Origin of the sequence: Treponema parvum, assembly GCF_017893945.1 — a bacterium.
Classification (GTDB): Bacteria; Spirochaetota; Spirochaetia; order Treponematales; family Treponemataceae; genus Treponema_D; species Treponema_D parvum_A.
In genome coordinates, this window is record NZ_CP054257.1 from 861,362 (window position 1) to 877,959 (window position 16,598).

13 protein-coding genes are annotated in these 16,598 nt (G+C 45.9%); 11 read left to right on the plus strand and 2 right to left on the minus strand.

What is annotated here, in order from left to right; genetic code table 11:
• Nucleotides 1-48: 48 nt before the first annotated feature.
• Complete coding sequence (locus HRI96_RS03910) at nucleotides 49-1,047, minus strand: amino acid--tRNA ligase-related protein (protein ID WP_210118214.1); 999 nt, start codon at nucleotides 1,045-1,047, stop codon at nucleotides 49-51.
• A 45-nt stretch (nucleotides 1,048-1,092) separates the two neighbouring features.
• Here HRI96_RS03910 and HRI96_RS03915 point away from each other — a divergent pair, with 45 nt between their 5' ends.
• Complete coding sequence (locus HRI96_RS03915) at nucleotides 1,093-1,800, plus strand: tRNA 2-thiocytidine biosynthesis TtcA family protein (protein WP_210118215.1); 708 nt, start codon at nucleotides 1,093-1,095, stop codon at nucleotides 1,798-1,800.
• 2 nt (nucleotides 1,801-1,802) lie between these two features.
• Here the strand turns inward: HRI96_RS03915 and HRI96_RS03920 are convergent, their stop codons facing one another.
• Nucleotides 1,803-2,633, minus strand: a complete 831-nt coding sequence (locus tag HRI96_RS03920) for an SDR family NAD(P)-dependent oxidoreductase (protein ID WP_210118216.1) — start codon at nucleotides 2,631-2,633, stop codon at nucleotides 1,803-1,805.
• Nucleotides 2,634-2,987: 354 nt separating this feature from the next.
• Between HRI96_RS03920 and HRI96_RS03925 the strand changes: the two genes are divergently transcribed.
• The 10 genes from HRI96_RS03925 to HRI96_RS03970 all read left to right on the plus strand — a co-directional run bounded on the left by HRI96_RS03925 (nucleotide 2,988) and on the right by HRI96_RS03970 (nucleotide 16,572).
• Nucleotides 2,988-4,175 carry an oxygen-binding di-iron domain-containing protein gene (locus HRI96_RS03925; RefSeq protein ID WP_210118217.1) on the plus strand — a complete coding sequence of 396 codons (1,188 nt, stop codon included), beginning with the start codon at nucleotides 2,988-2,990 and terminating at the stop codon, nucleotides 4,173-4,175.
• Nucleotides 4,176-4,215: 40 nt separating this feature from the next.
• Nucleotides 4,216-4,374: a rubredoxin gene (gene rd, locus HRI96_RS03930; RefSeq protein WP_210118218.1), complete on the plus strand. Its 159-nt coding sequence runs from the start codon at nucleotides 4,216-4,218 to the stop codon at nucleotides 4,372-4,374.
• 6 nt (nucleotides 4,375-4,380) lie between these two features.
• The gene (locus tag HRI96_RS03935; protein WP_210118219.1) at nucleotides 4,381-5,067 is read left to right on the plus strand and encodes a Crp/Fnr family transcriptional regulator; all 687 of its coding nucleotides are present in this window, start codon (nucleotides 4,381-4,383) and stop codon (nucleotides 5,065-5,067) included.
• A gap of 100 nt (nucleotides 5,068-5,167) precedes the next feature.
• Nucleotides 5,168-8,716: a pyruvate:ferredoxin (flavodoxin) oxidoreductase gene (nifJ, locus tag HRI96_RS03940; protein ID WP_210118220.1), complete on the plus strand. Its 3,549-nt coding sequence runs from the start codon at nucleotides 5,168-5,170 to the stop codon at nucleotides 8,714-8,716.
• A 148-nt stretch (nucleotides 8,717-8,864) separates the two neighbouring features.
• Entirely contained in the window at nucleotides 8,865-9,842 is a 978-nt protein-coding gene (locus tag HRI96_RS03945) for a TRAP transporter TatT component family protein (protein ID WP_210118221.1), read from the plus strand.
• A gap of 30 nt (nucleotides 9,843-9,872) precedes the next feature.
• Nucleotides 9,873-10,907, plus strand: coding sequence for a TRAP transporter substrate-binding protein DctP (gene dctP / locus HRI96_RS03950; RefSeq protein ID WP_210118222.1), 1,035 nt, complete (start codon nucleotides 9,873-9,875; stop codon nucleotides 10,905-10,907).
• Nucleotides 10,908-12,740, plus strand: coding sequence for a TRAP transporter large permease subunit (locus HRI96_RS03955; RefSeq protein WP_210118223.1), 1,833 nt, complete (start codon nucleotides 10,908-10,910; stop codon nucleotides 12,738-12,740).
• Nucleotides 12,741-12,834: 94 nt separating this feature from the next.
• The gene (locus tag HRI96_RS03960; RefSeq protein ID WP_210118224.1) at nucleotides 12,835-14,247 is read left to right on the plus strand and encodes a glycoside hydrolase family 3 N-terminal domain-containing protein; all 1,413 of its coding nucleotides are present in this window, start codon (nucleotides 12,835-12,837) and stop codon (nucleotides 14,245-14,247) included.
• Nucleotides 14,244-15,098 (plus strand): RsmB/NOP family class I SAM-dependent RNA methyltransferase, encoded by an 855-nt coding sequence (locus HRI96_RS03965; RefSeq protein WP_256729290.1) that lies wholly within the window; start codon nucleotides 14,244-14,246, stop codon nucleotides 15,096-15,098. Before HRI96_RS03960 ends, HRI96_RS03965 begins: the two co-directional genes overlap by 4 nt.
• A 238-nt stretch (nucleotides 15,099-15,336) precedes the next feature.
• Entirely contained in the window at nucleotides 15,337-16,572 is a 1,236-nt protein-coding gene (locus HRI96_RS03970) for an HD domain-containing phosphohydrolase (protein WP_210118225.1), read from the plus strand.
• The last annotated feature ends 26 nt before the right edge of the window (nucleotides 16,573-16,598 follow it).

Consider the following 16,598-nt stretch of genomic DNA (forward strand, 5'->3'; position numbering starts at 1 on the left):
CAAAAACAAAAATACTCGAGATTGAAGTTATTCTTATATTCTAATAAATTACAGCATGAATGGCAATACGGGCGAGATAGCCTTGTGTCCCGATATCAACGCTATAAGCCTGTCCATGCCCATGGCAACTCCGGAGCATTCGGGGAAATTTTTAAATATCTTCCAATATCCGGCGTCGACCATGTGTTTTACTTTTGCGTGCCGCGCTTTTATTTTGCTTTCGTTTTCAAAAAAGAGCCGCACTTTTTCGGGCGACGTTTCTTCGGTATAGCAGTTGGCAATTTCCATTCCGTTTGCATACAGCTCCCATCTTTCCTTCCATAATACTTTTCCTCCCTGTTCGGCAGGAATATCTTTTGCAAGACAGGGAACTTGTACGGGATAGTTCATGATAACCGTCGCCTTGCCTTCCGAAAGTTTTTGTTCTACGCATTGCACGAAAATCAATTCGAAAAGGTCTTTCCACGAGCGGTTTTCAAAAGGATTGTCCGCAGGCTCCGCAATTCCCATGTTTCTTGCGTGATATACCAAGTCCGCCTGTTCCTGCGCGTCGGACAGTTTAAATCCTGCAAATTTTTCGAATGCTTCGTCCATCGTTAGGTAATCAAACGGCGGGCGGATAAAACTCCAGTTGTCTTTTCCGGATTTTATGGGGGGAAGTATGTATTTTATGAGTTCTTCCGTCAGCTTTGCTGAAATTTTATAGTCGGCGTCCATAGTATAATATTCGAGCATTGTAAATTCGGGATTGTGTATTCGTCCCATGGATTCTATGTTTCTGTAGCATTTTGAAATTTGAAAAACGTCCGCCTTGTGCTGGGCTATTACGCGCTTCATATAAATTTCAGGCGAGGGAACAAGGTAAAGCTGCCGGCTTATGCCGCTCCAAGGTTCTATGTATTCGGTTTTAAAAATTTCAATGCAGCTTTCGGGAATAAGAGTTGTGCTTAAGGCCGGAGTGTCCAGCTCAAGGAATCCTTTTTTTATAAAAAAATCACGGACGCGCTGTATGGTGACTGCGCGCAGTTTGAGCATTTCCAGATCCATATTGGAATTATAGCAAAACGGCGCAAAAAAGTGTATAGTCGCGTTATGCCCCAGCCGCTTTTGTTCCGTCTTATCGATAAAGCCGTTTTTGAATACTCGTTGATAGAAAAGGGCGACCGCATCCTTGTAGGAGCTTCGGGCGGAAAGGATTCTACGGCGCTTATCGAATACTTTGCCAACCGCCGCCGGAGGCGTTCTGAAGACTTTGATTTTACGGCTCTGCATATTTCATCGGAGATCACAAAGCCTTTGAACTCAGGATTGACTTTGTTATTCAACTCGTGGCGGGTAAAAACCGAAGATATCTATGTAAATGTTTTAGGAAGGATTAAACAGGGGCAAAAGATGAATTGCTGGTGGTGCTCTACTCAACGTCGCACGGAGCTTTTGCAATATGCGCTTTCGAACGGCTTTAACAAAATTGCGCTCGGTCATCATCTTGACGATATTCTTGAAACCTTGCTTATGAATGTTCTGGAACAGGGCGAACTTTCGACTATGCCTCCCAGGTTAAAGTATGAAAAATATTCGGTAACGGTAATTCGGCCTCTCTGCTATGTTCCCGAGTCGCTTATAAAAAAACATGCCGAAGACCGCGGATATATGAGCGAGGTTTGCACCTGCGATCATCAAACGAATTCCCTCAGAAAGGAAGCGAGGGCTAAGCTTGAAACGCTGACCGACGGAAGCTGCGCAAAAAAAGAGCGGCTTTTTGCCGCCCTTAAAAATATCAAAAGCGAATATTTGCCGTAATTTTACCGGTTTTTCATAGGATTTGCGGGACGTTTTGCAAACTTGTATGTGAGGCGCGCTATAAAATATCTGCCGAAGAACCGGCTCAAAAAAGCCGTAACAGCCCATTTTGCGGACATTATTGCAGAATGTTTTCCCTTTGCAGATTTTTTTAAGCAGTGGGCGACTACTTTGGGAGCCGAAAGTCCGTGCAGAACTTCTTTTCTTGCGCCGTTGGAAGCCACGTTTGCAAATTCTGTGCTTACGGATCCGGGGCACAGAGCGCAAACCTTTATGCCTTTATCCGAAACTTCTGCGGCGAGCGCTTGTGTAAAGCTTAAGACATAGGATTTTGTCGCCGCGTATACGGCAAAATTTCCGAGCGGCATAAAGGCTGCAAGGCTCGATACGTTTATTATCTGCGATCCTTTTGCCATAAAAGGAAGCGCGTAGCCGCATATGCCTGTAAGAGCCGTGCAGTTAAGGTCTATCATGTCCATTTCGCGCTCCGTGTCCGTGTTCTCAAAAGGCCCGTAAGTTCCGAAGCCCGCGTTGTTTACAAGCATGGCGATCGAAATATCGTTTTTAGACGCTTCCTGTGCTAAAAGCTCTTTAAAATGCGCCGCTCCTTTTTTACCGCCTATGTCGATTTCGACGCTGCGGACGGACATGCCTTTTTTTTCGCCGCTTGTGTTCTTTGCCTGAGAGTGCAGTTCTTTTGCTAACGCGTCAAGTTTTTCCTTGCGGCGCGCCAAAAGCCACATTTCGTCGGCGGGCAGTTTGGAATACAGCTGCTTTGCAAATTCTCTTCCTATCCCGGAACTTGCGCCGGTAATGATAATAAGTTTTTTCATCGTTTTGAGTATATAAAAATATTTAGGGCAGTGTAAATATTGATGCGCAGCGTTGTCTTTGCGGATGCATTAGTTTTCTTCTTCTGAACGGATGCCTGATTAAGAAATTACGTTTTCTCTTCTAGGGTTACTGCATTATATACTGAGCCATACTTTATGATGCTGACTACTATATGTTAAAAAATACTCTCTTCTGTATCTTAAGATACAGATTAACCCACAGGATAGCTTTATAATACAAAAAACAGGCTGAAAAAATAAATGAGGTAAGAATAAACCCCATTTTGAAAGACGGCCAGGTCTTCGACCGCTTCATGATTGCCCGCCTGTTAACCTTTACTAAGGAGACTCGCAATGAAAAAATATGTAAAAGGTAACGTCAACTGGGTCGGCTATATCGACTGGGAGCTGGAGTGGTTCCACGGCGAGGATTACTCCATCAAGAACGGTTCCAGCCAGAACGCCTATCTCATCGAGGAGGAGAAGACCGTTCTTATCGACACAGTCTGGCTGCCACACCGATTCGAGTTCGTGGAGAATCTGGAAAAAGAGATTGACCTCCATAAGATCGATTTCATCGTGGCCAACCACGGCGAGTGCGATCATTCCGGATCTCTTGTGGCGTTGATGGAGAAGATTCCGGGCACGCCTATCTATTGCACTGCCAACGCCGTTAAGAGCATCGAAGGACAGTACGGCAAGCAGAACTGGAATTTCCACGTGGTTAAGACCGGCGACAGTGTGGACATTGGAAACGGAAAACAGCTTGTCTTTGTGGAAATGCGGATGCTCCACTGGCCGGACTCCATGGCAACGTATCTTACAGGTGACAACATCCTCTTCTCCAACGACGCCTTTGGGCAGCACTATGCGGTGGAGGAGTTGTTCAATGACAAGGCGGACCCGTGTCTGCTGAATAAAGAAGCCATGAAGTACTTTGCAAACATTCTCAATCCTTTTACTCCTATACTCATCAAGAAATTGGATGAAATTGGAAAGCTCAACCTGCCCATCGAGATGATCGCCCCCTCTCATGGTGCCATCTGGAGAGAGAACCCTATGCAGATTGTGAATAAATACGCGGAATGGGCTGCGGCTTATCAGGAGAATCAGGTGACCGTGGTCTACGACACGATGTGGAAAGGCACCGCTAAGCTTGCTCATGCTATCGCTGCGGAACTGCATAAACAGAGTCCGGAAACGGTTGTCAAGGTTTTCAACCTCGCCAAAGCGGACAAAAATGAGATCATGACCGAGATTTTTAAATCCCGTGCCATTGCTGTGGGCAGTCCTACGGTTTCCAACAGCTACTTGTCTTCCGTAGCAGGCTGGCTGGAATTTTTAAAGCAGCTCAAGTTTAAAAATAAGAAGGCTGCAGCCTTTGGATGCTATGGCTGGAGCGGTGAGAGCGTAAAGCTCCTGCAGGAAAAATTACGGGAAGCAGGTTTCACCGTCGTTGAAGAGAATGTGCGCTCCCAGTGGAATCCGGCGGAGGCGGACTTCACTGCTATTCCGGCGTTGGCAATGGCGTTACTTGCATAAGTTGAAAATAAAAAAACATGAAAAATAGGAGGTATTGGTAATGAAAAAGTATATTTGCGGCCCCTGCGGTTATGTATATGACCCTTCTGTAGGTGATCCGGACAGTGGTATTGCACCGGGAACCCCTTTTGAAGATCTCCCTGACGATTGGGTGTGTCCTGTTTGCGGTGCTGCAAAATCAGACTTTGAAGAAGAATAAATAAAAATGTCCGCCGAAGGCTATTATACAGCTCTCGAAAAAAGTAAACTCTTTCAAGGGCTTTCAGCCAAAGAAATCAAAGATGGCATAGATGATATATCATACGATATCAGGCGCTTTGAGGAAGGTGAAATTATTTATCACCTGATGGCAAAGGCGGACAGGATTGGAATCATCCTCAAAGGACGTGCACAGGCGCAAAAAATATACTCTAATGGAGATCAATTTTACTTTTCCGTCCGTGTGACGGGAGATATTATTGGCCCTGTTGCTGCCTTTTCCAGGTTACAACGTTATCCTTTTGAGGTAAGGGCATTGGAGCCGACAGAAATTCTGGTTTTTGAGTGCACGGGTTTCCTGCGACTCCTTCAAAGCGACGTACGCGTGATGAAAAATTTTCTAATTGAGCTGGCCTCTGCCAACTTCCTTCTCCAACAGCGGCTGGAACTCCTGACCTACAATGCGATTCAGCATAAGATCGCTTTTTATCTTCTCACGGCTTATACGGAATCAGGCAGAGGCAAGATCCTCATTCCGGATTCCATGACACGATGGGCACTAATGATGAATGTATCTCGTCCTTCTCTACATCGGGAGTTAAAAAAGATGGAGGCACTGGGGCTGCTTCGTTATTTGCCGCCAATGATTGAGATTGCGGACTCAGAAGGGCTCAAGAAACTGTTGGAACAATAAAGTGTTAAAAGAATTTGAGATAGAACATGTTTAATTTTTAGTAAATACAGGGTTTTTCTGCCGCCAATTCAGATTGATTATAAGAAAAGGAGACCATTACATGTTGGATTCAGAAAAGAAATACGAATCGATAGATGGAAATACCGCTACAGCTCATGCTGCTTATGCGTTCACCGAAGTGGCAGGGATTTATCCGATCACACCGTCCTCTCCCATGGCGGAGACAGTGGATTCTTGGTCAGCCTGCGGTAGAAAAAATCTGTTCGGCGCTCCCGTTAAGGTTGTGGAGATGCAGTCGGAGGGTGGTGCAGCCGGTACGGTGCACGGTGCTCTACAAGGAGGTGCACTTGCCGCTACTTTTACCGCCTCCCAAGGGCTGCTGCTCATGATTCCAAACCTTTATAAATGGAAGGGTGAGCTGTTGCCGGCTGTAGTTCATGTAGCGGCGCGCTCTCTCGCACTCCATGCCCTCAGCATTTTCGGAGATCATCAGGATGTGTACGCCTGTCGTCAGATTGGGACGGTGATGTTGTGTTCACATTCGGTCCAAGACTGTATGGATCTGGCTGGTTTAGCTCATCTGCTGGCCATAGACGCTTCTGTTCCGGTGATTCATTTCTTTGACGGCTTCCGCACATCCCATGAAATCCAGAAGGTTGAGGTCATGGATTATGAATACCTGCGCTCCCTTCTGCCAGAGGATAAACTTAAGGCGTTTCGGAATCGCGCGTTGAACCCTCACGGCAACTCCGTGGCTCGGGGCGGATCCCAAAACGACGATATTTACTTCCAAGCGATAGAAGCTCAGAATACCCACTTTGCCAGAGTGCCGGAAACCGCGGAACGGTATTTTGAAGAGATCAGCCGTCATACCGGAAGGATCTATGCCCCATTCGTATACTACGGTGCACCGGATGCAGATCGTATCATTGTGGCCATGGGCTCTGTGACGGACACCGTTACGGAAACGGTGGACGCCCTGAATACCAAAGGAGAGGCTGTCGGTCTTATAAAGGTCTACCTCTACAGGCCGTTCTCTATTTCTCATCTGAAGGCCGTTCTTCCAGACACCGTACGAAAGATAGCCGTATTGGATCGCACCAAGGAGACAGGCGCACGCGAGCCACTGTTTTTGGATGTGGATCACGCCCTACGAGATCGGAAAGACCTGACCATCATCGGTGGTCGTTATGGTCTAAGCTCAAAGGATACCAGGCCGTCTCAAATTGCGGCGGTTTTTGAAGAGTTAAAAAAAGATACACCAAAGTCGGAATTTACTATCGGGATTAAAGACGATGTTACCGGGCTGTCTCTTGTTCCTGTTCCTATCAACATTCCCAATCGCTATACTGCCTGTCTTTTCTTCGGTCTCGGTGCCGACGGTACTGTGGGTGCAAATAAGAGTACGGTCAAGATTATCGGCGACAACACATCGTTATATGCTCAGGCATACTTTGCCTATAATTCTCAGAAATCCGGAAATGTAACCCGTTCTCATCTGCGCTTCGGGTCAACCCCCATTCGATCCCCCTATTATGTGGAAGAGGCGGACTTCATTTCCTGTTCCACAGAAAGCTACTGCTTCAAATATGATATGCTAAAGCATTTGAAGGATGGAGGGACCTTCCTGCTGAACACAGTTCACTGCAAGGAGGAACTAGCGGATTATCTGCCTAAAAAGATGCTTGCACAGCTTGCGCACAAGCAAGCAACTTTTTACATCATTGATGCTACCGGTATCGCACAGAAATATGGCTTAGGCAGACATACCAATACCATTTTACAGGCATCTTTTTTCGCGCTTAATGAGCAGATCATGCCCTATTCCGTCGCCACAGAGTATATGAAAGAAAGCGTGCGGCAAACTTACGCTCGTAAGGGTGTGGACGTGGTTCAGAATAATTTGGATGCTATCGACCAGGGAAAGCTCGGCCTAGTGCATGTTTATATAGCGGAAACATGGCAATCCTTTGATCCGTCCGTTCCGTTATATAAGAAAACCGGTGACGCTTATTTCGACGATAACGTGCTGGAGATGAACGCCTTAGAGGGCGACCGCATGCCGGTCTCAAAATTTACTAAGCATGGCATCCTAGATGGCTCTCTACCCGGAAATATCACTTTTCGGGAAAAGCGGAATATTGCCGCCTTTGTCCCAAAATGGGACGCAGAAAAGTGTATTGAGTGTGGAAAATGTGCTTTTGCTTGTCCGCATGCTACCATTCGCTCTTTCTTACTGAACGAAACGGAATTGGAGAAAGGACAGCAAATTGCGGCAGCGAATGGAATATCTTTTGATCATAAAGACCCAACCACAGTCTATCCGAAAGCAAAGGATGCGGGACTTAAATTCCGTATTCAGGTCTCAACTCAAAACTGTGTAGGCTGCGGCGTATGCTGGACAGTTTGTCCTGCGAATGCACTGCAGCCTGCTGAAAATGCACAGATGCGATCTCAGGAATCTCTGGCTGACTATTTATTTAAAGAGGTCTCCTACAGGGAGGAATATGGACGGCCCGGAACAGAGTCTGGAACGGCACTTAAAAAACCATATTTTGAGATTTCCGGATGCTGTCCCGGCTGCGGCGAAGCACCCTATTATCGGCTGATATCTCAGCTCTTTGGTCGGGATATGCTGGTGGCCAATGCAACCGGCTGCTCTATGATATACAGCTCTGCCACTCCATCTTCTCCGTTTGTGATTGATGAAAACGGTGAAGGTATAGCTTGGGCCAATTCTCTCTTTGAAGATAATGCTGAATATGGCTTCGGTATGGCTATAGCTCAGAATATAAAGAGCGCCAAAATCCTAAGAATCATGGAAGACAATATGAATTCAGTGGAACCAAAGCTTCGGGAACTATTCTACCGTTACGTTGAGGCTAATGGCGAACGAGATATCCAGAGAAGTATAAAAGAGGAACTACTCGTTGCTGTGGAAAGCTCCAATAATAAACATATAAAAGAGCTCTTGGAACTGCGCCAGGATTTAGTGGGGAAATCTGTCTGGATTGTTGGCGGGGATGGTTGGGCCTATGACATCGGATATGGTGGGCTCGATCATGTAGTGGCTAATGACTTGAATGTAAACATTCTGATTCTAGACACAGAGGTTTACTCCAATACCGGAGGACAATCCTCCAAGGCGTCTCAAGCTTCATCCGTCGGATTATTTGCCGCCGGCGGCAAAACGCTTGCCAAGAAGGATTTAGGACAAATTTTTATGGAGTATGGCACGGCATATATAGCTTCTATCTCTTTGGGCGCCAATCAACCTCAGGCTATCAAAGCGCTGCAGGAGGCGGAGAGTTATACCGGGCCTTCCATTATTATCGCATATTCCCCCTGCATTGAACATGGTATCAAAGGCGGTTTGACCTATTCCTCTAATGTCCAGAAGAATGCGGTGGCTTGCGGCTATGTGCCTCTGTATCGATTTGATCCGAGAAAGGAAAAACCTCTGACAATAGATTCTAAAGCGCCTGATTGGAGTAAATTCCAAGCGTTTTTGATGAATGAAGCACGGTATTTCAACCTGCCGCGGTTGAAAGGGGAAGAAACGGCAAAAATAATGTTTGCAAAGACGCTCTCTGACGCAAAAATTAGATATGAGAAACTAATTCAAAAACAAAAATTGCAAGAAGAATGATTACTGGTTGTTTATAGGGAGTTGTTTAATTTGAACGTCTGAAACGGCGCAGTACAATTTCACAGGTTTCAAACCGAATATTTCCTCGATAGTCTCTCTAAATATTGTTCTTTTTTTTTATCTCTTTTATACTTATCAATATAGGGTTATGATAAAAAAAATATGCATTTTTGAAATTTTTTTGTTTTTTCTTTTCTTTACGTCGTGTTCTTCGCTCAAGAAGATCGGAACGAATGCGGTATCGGATATGCTTGCAGGCGCCGATAAAAACGGCTGTGAAATTCAAAAAAAAGCGGGGAGCGCAAATCCTCTGACAGCCGTAACGGGAGAATCCGACACCGTACTTATTGCGGATTTTTTTCCTTCAGCGCTTAAAGTTTATGAGATAATGCAGGCGGGAAACCCCGAACACGGCGGGCTTTCGGTTATGTGCGGACAGCTTAACGTTATGTACGCAAACGCCTTTGTGCAAGGTCCCGCAGATCTTTTGTCGGTAGAAAATTTCGATAAAAAAGACGCCGAATACAGACGGGCTGAAATGCATTATATGCGGGGAAGCGATTATGTCTTTTCCGCATTGGACAGGCGGTATAAGGGATTTTCCGAGGCGGTTCTTTCCGGCGAAGAAGAAATTTTCAAACCTGCGATAAGCAAGTTAAAAAAGAGCGACGTAAACGCCGCTTATTGGGCTGCGGCCGGAAGGCTCGGGGCTTTTTCTTTGGATCCTTTAAATCCCGATCTTTTAAAGTGTTTAGGCGGGCTTGTGGCCCTGCTTGAAAAAGCGTCGGAACTTTCGCCCGATTATTCTGACGGGGCGGTGTGGAGCCTCTTATTTGTTTTTTACGTTTCAGCTCCGGCCGATTTCGGCGGCAATCTTGAAAGAGGTCTTTATTGTTATAGAGAAGCTTTGCGGGTTTCAGGCGGTAAAAACGCTGGACATTATGTGGGATATGCGGAAAGTTATTGCATTCCTCAAAACGACGAAGAAGGATTTGTAAACGCTCTTAAAGCCGCGCTTGCCATTGATCCTGATAAAGATCCTTCTAACCGTCTTATGACGATTATCTATCAGAACAAGGCGCGAAGACTTTTAGCTTCGCAGGAAGATTATTTTCTTCACTGGTAAATTTACCGGTAAAAATTCGGGAGGGATTTTATGAGTATTAAAAAAATCATAAACATAACGCTTTTCTTCGCAGCTGCGGCCTTGCTGTCCGCCCAAACGGCCCGCATAAAGATCGCAACCATAGCGCCGGCAAGGTCTTCATGGGATATCGAAGAAAACGCTATGGCGCAGGAGTGGGCAAGGATTACGGGCGGAGCTGTAACATTGCAGTTTATGAGCGCTACCGCAATGGGCGGAGAAGGCGGCGTAGTTCAAAAACTAAATTCCGTGCGTCCCGGTCAGCGCGCTCCGATCGGAGGGGCGGTGTTTACAAGCTTGGGCGTAAACGAGCTTGTGCCTGAAGCAAATATTCTTACCATGAGCGTTCCCGGTCTGTTCCGTGATCAAAGAGAAGTCAGTATGGCGCTAGAAGAATTTTCTTCTGAAATGCAAAAGCCTATTTTAGACAGAGGGTACGTAGTTTTAGGGTGGTTTTCTGTCGGCTGGGCATATTTTTTTACAAAGAACGAGGCCAGAACTCCCGAAGCCCTTAAAAAACAGCGCCTCTGTGTGGGAAGTCTTACGGCGCCGGCTTTAACCAACGCGTTTAAGGCTGCCGGTTACACGACGATGGACGTTCCTGCTGATAAACTTCTTCAAAGCTTAAAAACTCCCGGAGGCGTCGAGGGCCTGTACACTCTTCCCATGTACGCGTACGCCGCACAGTATTGTAAGAGCGTGCCTTATATTTTGGACGTTCCGCTCTGTCCGGTAATGGCGGCCTTTCTTATTTCCAAAGACGTATGGGCTGAAATTCCCGAAAAATACAAACCCGCCATGATTGAAGCGGTAAAAAACGCGGAAAAGAAATTCATAGTTTCACAGGAAAAGGACAATATTGAATATTTGAACCGCTGCCGCGATTCCGGGGCAACCCTTGTTTCACTCGATTCGTCCGAGCGCAGGGCTTTTCAGGATTCGTTCGTCGCCGATTCAAAAAAAATGTATGAAGCTAAAGAGCCTGTAGTAAATAAGGCCTTGTACGATAAAATTTCGGCGTTTATAAAAAAGAGCAGGGGTGAATAATTGCTGCACAAGATTGAAGATAAAACTGCGCAAATACTGGTCGGCCTTCTTGCTATACTGCCTTTGATTTTTAAAGTTTTTCAGGACGGGTTTCATATTGCCGTTCCTGACGCCGACGCCGTTCTCGTAAACCTTGTTTTTTTGTTTTTTTGCTTTTCAGGGATTATCACATGGCGATCTGGGCGTCATCTTAGTCTTGCTTCTCTTTTAGGAAAAGCGCCCGATAAGATACGGGCCGTTTTTTTTCAGGTAAGAGCTTGCGCGGTCTCGTTTGTGATAACCGCTTTGTTTTTTGATTCTTTTTGCCAGATGGTAAATCCCGAACAGCTTTCAAACACTGCGTGGGGAATTCCTTTAAAAATCTTTTTTGCTTTTTTGCCTCTCTGTTATTTTGGAATCGAAGTCTTTTGTCTTAAAGAAAAAGAAGGCCGCCTTGCCTCCGTTTTAGGGATTTTTTTTGGATTTTTTGTCGCACTGGGGCCTTTTACGGGAATTTTGTATTACCTTTTCGGCGTCCAAAACGCTCCGGCCTTATATAAGTTAAACGATCTTTGGATTTCGTTTTCGGAAACGGCCTTTATACCGGCGATCTTGTTTTTTATTTTGCTCGCGTTTATAGGACTTCCGCTTTTTATTGTCATAAGCGGCATAACGTATGTCGCATTTTCTCAGGCAGGCGGATATGTGGACGTGATTCCGCTTGAAACTTACAGGATCCTTACCGACAAAAGTGTTGCGGCAATTCCCTTGTTTACCATAGCGGGATACATTCTTTCTCAAGGAAGCGCCGGCAAAAGATTTGTCGCCCTTTTTAACGCTGCGTTCGGCTGGTTCCGCGGAGGAACAGTAGTTGCAGCCGTAATAGTCATGGCGTTTTTTACCACTTTTACGGGCGTGTCCGGCGTTACTGTTTTGGCCTTGGGCGCACTTTTGTCGCTCATACTTACCGAATCGGGTTATACGAAAGAGAGGGCGGAATCCCTGATCACTTCTTGCGGAGCGTTGGGGCTTCTTTTTCCGCCTAGCGTGGCGATAATCATGTATGCGACGGTCAATTATTTTTCGGTTGACGTTATACATTTGTTTGTGGCGTCGCTGCTCCCCGGCTTACTCATGTCGCTTGCCATGATAGTGCTTGGAATTTTTTTTGACCGCCGCAAAAGCCGTCCCGCGTTCTCTTTTTCAAAGATAGTTCAGGCCGTAAAAGAATGTATTTGGGAACTGCTTTTGCCCCTGATCATATGCGTAGGATACTTTTCCGGTTTTTTCGATTTGTTTCAGATCGCCTCATTCAGCGTTCTGTATGCCTTTTGTCTTGCGTCTTTTATCAGAAAAGATTTTACTTTTTCGAGTACGTGTTCCATAGTCGGCGACAGCATTCCCGTTTCAGGCGGAGTTCTGTTTATTTTAGGAGCCGCCGCGGGACTTTCATATTTTATGCTTGACGCGGACGTTCCGAACCTTCTTGCGTCGGCCATAACGAAATACGTGGCGAACAAATATGTTTTTCTCATATTGATGAATCTTTTGCTGCTTGCGGTAGGCTGCCTTATGGACATATATTCGGCGATACTCATTGTTTCCCCGCTTTTAATTCCGCTTGCGGAATCTTTCGGCATTACGCCGCTGCAGTCAGGCGTAATATTCTTGATGAATCTTTCAATAGGGTTTTTAACGCCCCCCGTCGGCATGGATCTGTTTATAGCCTCTTATACATTTAAAAAACCTATAGGCAAAGTTATAAAGGGAATTATGCCGTTCCTCGCCGTACAGCTTTTTGTTCTAATTCTTGTGACCTATGTTCCGTGGTTTACCCATGCCTTTGTAAAATAGATCGCCGCATCGCAAATTATATGTGCGCAAAGAGAGCGCTGATGCGGTGTTTTCGAAAATTGATATTTTTGCAATGCCGCATTTTAAGGATCATATGAAAAAAACACATGTTCTTTTGTCCGTTTTTATTTTTGCATCTTGCTGCGCTTTTTTGTCGTGCCGCCGCAATCCTACTTCACTGTCTAAAAAGGAGCGTTTTGAGCGCGCTTTGGCAAATAAAACACAGGAAGCTCTCGTTGAAATTCAAAAAAAGCAGGACGAAGCCATTTTATCATATATATCGTCGTTACCCGAAGAGCAAAAAATTTCTCAACTTTTTCTTGTAAACATTGTCGGAAACGAAGAGTTTTTTCCGGTCGAGCGGTCTTCTTCCGTTTACGATGAAGGAGAAGACACTTATCTTGTTCCCGGGGGCTGCCTGTTTTTTTCTTACAATATCGCGCCTTCGCCTGAAAAGATTATCGCGTTTAACGATTCTATCCGGAATTTTTGCATAAAAAACGATATAGTTCCTCCGTTTTCAGCCTTGGATCAGGAAGGCGGCGCGGTAAGCCGTCTTCGCGGTATTGCAGGTCCGCTTCCTTCGAACAAACGCGTCCGTGAACGTCTCAGTGTAGAAAAAGCGTATCGCCTGTATTTTTTGCAAGGCGTGCAGATGAAGGAATTGGGATTTCATATGAACCTTGCGCCGGTTGCGGAACCTGAAAACGACGAAAACAGGCTTTTTTTGGGGGAACGAAGTTACGGCGGCGCCGAAGATGTGATCGCCTACGGCACGGCAGCCTTAAACGGCTTTGAAAACGGCGGCGTCGGCTGCATTTTAAAACATTTTCCGGGGAATACCGGCACGGATCCTCATACGGGGCTGCCTGAAATTACGTGGAACGAGGAAGAACTCAAAAAAAACGCTCTTATTCCGTTCGGAAGGCTTGTTATGAGAGAGCCTTCAGGCATATTGATGACGCACGCAAGGTTTTCTTCTTTTGATGCTCACTGCACTGACGCTCATGACGCGAAAAATCCCGCCTGCCTGTCGTCTTATTGGATAAGCGAAGTTTTGCGCGCCGGTCTGGGACATGAGGGAATAGTGGTTTCCGACGATATTTTTATGGACGCTCTGCAGAAAAACGGATTTCCGCCTGAAAAAGCGGCGGTTATGGCCGTAAAAGCCGGCATAGACTGTATTATGATTTCAGAAAAACGCTTTGCGCCTTTTGCAGGCATACTTATAAGGGAAGCCCAAAAAGATTCTGAATTCCGCCGCCGCATAGACGAAGCCGTTATGCGCATGATAAATTGGAAAATCAAAAAGAACATACTGTGCGTTTGCCGTGACGAAGACGGAAATTATTTTGTGCGTGCGTCTCTTCCGGAATCCGCCAAAAAACGCTTAGAGCGTTTTTTGGCAGCCCGTTCTGAAAATATTGAAATTTACAGGCAGGAATTTTTACTTTCACAGGATAAGAGTTTCGCTTCCGGAAGTGAAAGCGCGGGAATGAGAAAGTGAGCAAAAAAATGCGGGAAAAAGAAAAATTACGCGGAGAATTGGGCTTTGAAGCGTTCTACTCAGGTCTGTTTTCCGAAAGGTGGCCTGCCCTGAAAGAAGCCCTGAGCGGATCCCCGCGATACGCGGAATGGAATGCCGGCGGTGAAAAAACTTATTTTCTTGACGCGGGAAGCGTAGCCGCCGCTGCAGCCCTGCCTCTTAAAGGCGCTAAAAACATACTTGACTTATGCGCGGCTCCGGGCGGAAAAACCTTGGTTCTTGCTTCTCTCATGGACGGTGATGCAAGGCTTACGGCGAACGACCGTTCCGCCTCAAGAAAACAGCGTCTCATAAAAGTGTGCTTCTACTCTTTGCCGAAGAGCGTGTGCGAAAGGGTGTCGATAGTGTGCAGCGACGGCGCAAAATGGTGCGTAAAACGATCCGAATGTTTTGACCGCATTTTGCTTGACGCTCCTTGTTCTTCCGAGCGTCATATCATTTCCGATCCGAAGTATCTTCTCGAGTGGTCGCCTTCGCGCATAAAGACTCTGGCGATCGAACAGTGGGCATTGCTTTCTTCCGCATACCGTGTGCTCTCTCCGGGAGGATTTTTGCTTTATTCTACTTGTTCGCTGTCTTCTTATGAAAACGACGGCGTCATAGACCGTCTTTTTGCAAAATTTCCGCAAGCCAAGGCCGTTTTTCAAGGTAAAAAACAGCCGCCGCCCCTGACAGATACCGTAAAGAAATTTACCCGTGCGGATATGCCTTCGGCGGAGCCTTCAAAATACGGATTTCATATTCTTCCCGACAAACAAAACGGCGCGGGCCCCTTATTTTTTGCACTTATTCAAAAGCCGGAACTTAGCTGATTTTCCAGCCCTTTAGCGTGCCGACTGAATGGCGAGTTTTGAAACCGAAATGCTCAAGGCGAGGTTCCGGCTGCGTGACGCTTCGAGCGTTATGCTTACAGAATTCTACTCTAAAAGCTCGACCGCGGCTAAGCAGACGGGTTCTAGCCGAAAGCATAACATTATCAGCTGATATTTCCAAAACTTGATATTTGAGTGAATTATTGTTTTTATTTTCAAAACGGTATATATTTAAAACATGGTTAAAAATACCAAAGCAAAAAAGTTACAAAGCATTATTGAAATTGTCAGGCGGTTTTCCCGCATACAGGATTTGGACGTGCTGTTCGAACATATTTTGACGGAGGCGCGTAAGATAGTGAATGCGGACGCAGGTTCCGTCTATTTTGTCGTAGGCAATCATCTGCATATTAAATATGCGCAAAACGATACCGTTGCAAAACGGACGGCAGACGGAAAAATTCCTTACACATATTTTTCTTTTCCGATAGACGATAAGTCAATGTCCGGCTATGTGGCCCTCACCGGAAAAGAATTGAATATTGAAGACGCCTATAAAATTCCTTCCGATCTTCCTTATTCGTTCAACTCGGGGACCGACATGGTGACGGATTACAGGACGCGTTCCGTTTACACGATTCCTCTGAAAGCTTCGACGGGAAAGGTCATAGGCGTTTTGCAGATGATAAATGCGCAAGATGAAAATTCCCAAGTCATACCTTTCGGGCGAGACGCGAAACTTTATCTTTCTCAATTTGTTTCAAGCGCCGCTCAGGTATTGGAACACACATCTTTATCGGACGAAATGATCCGCAGAATGCTTTTGATGGCTTCGTTCCGAGATCCTAAAGAGACGTACAGACATGTTGAAAGAGTTTCCCGCTTTTCAGTAGAGATTTATGACCGCTGGGCGCAAAATCACAGCGTTCCTCCTACCGAGAGGGTGCATTTCCGCGACAATCTTCGCATTGCGGCAAAATTTCACGATATAGGAAAGATCGGCATTCCCGATATGATCTTAAAGAAGACTTATCCCAGGCTGGAAGTTGACGAGCGCTCCATAATAATGGGGCATACGTGTTTGGGTGCCAAATTGTTTGTAAAAGGAACTACCGAAACCGACAAGATGTCTTACGAAGTTACTCTGCATCACCATGAAAGGTGGGACGGCGGAGAAAGCGCATATCCCGGGCAGGTAAATCTTGACGATTTTGTCATAGGTAAACCTATTCCTCCTGCAAAACATTTAAAAGGCAAAAAAATTCCTTTGGCCGCCAGAATCGTCGCAGTCGCCGATGTGTTTGACGCGCTGAGCCACAAACGATCATATAAGGAAGCGTGGAGCGTGGAAGACGCCATAGAAGAAATTAAAAAGAGTTCCGGCTCTCATTTCGATCCTGAAGTGGTAGACGCGTTTTTGCAGGTTCAGGATCGCATACTTTCGATCTATCGCTTGCATCCGGACGAGGATTAACGGCAGATATAAGCGGCTTTCGCTTA

Bases quoted from the DNA above. Each gene is read 5' to 3' on its own strand.
- HRI96_RS03970 (WP_210118225.1), top strand. From the start codon at position 15,337: ATGGTTAAAAATACCAAAGCAAAAAAGTTACAAAGCATTATTGAAATT.
- HRI96_RS03935 (WP_210118219.1), top strand. From the start codon at position 4,381: ATGTCCGCCGAAGGCTATTATACAGCTCTCGAAAAAAGTAAACTCTTT.
- rd (WP_210118218.1), top strand. From the start codon at position 4,216: ATGAAAAAGTATATTTGCGGCCCCTGCGGTTATGTATATGACCCTTCT.
- nifJ (WP_210118220.1), top strand. From the start codon at position 5,168: ATGTTGGATTCAGAAAAGAAATACGAATCGATAGATGGAAATACCGCT.
- HRI96_RS03945 (WP_210118221.1), top strand. From the start codon at position 8,865: ATGATAAAAAAAATATGCATTTTTGAAATTTTTTTGTTTTTTCTTTTC.
- dctP (WP_210118222.1), top strand. From the start codon at position 9,873: ATGAGTATTAAAAAAATCATAAACATAACGCTTTTCTTCGCAGCTGCG.
- HRI96_RS03915 (WP_210118215.1), top strand. From the start codon at position 1,093: ATGCCCCAGCCGCTTTTGTTCCGTCTTATCGATAAAGCCGTTTTTGAA.
- HRI96_RS03960 (WP_210118224.1), top strand. From the start codon at position 12,835: ATGAAAAAAACACATGTTCTTTTGTCCGTTTTTATTTTTGCATCTTGC.
- HRI96_RS03925 (WP_210118217.1), top strand. From the start codon at position 2,988: ATGAAAAAATATGTAAAAGGTAACGTCAACTGGGTCGGCTATATCGAC.
- HRI96_RS03920 (WP_210118216.1), bottom strand. From the start codon at position 2,633: ATGAAAAAACTTATTATCATTACCGGCGCAAGTTCCGGGATAGGAAGA.
- HRI96_RS03910 (WP_210118214.1), bottom strand. From the start codon at position 1,047: ATGGATCTGGAAATGCTCAAACTGCGCGCAGTCACCATACAGCGCGTC.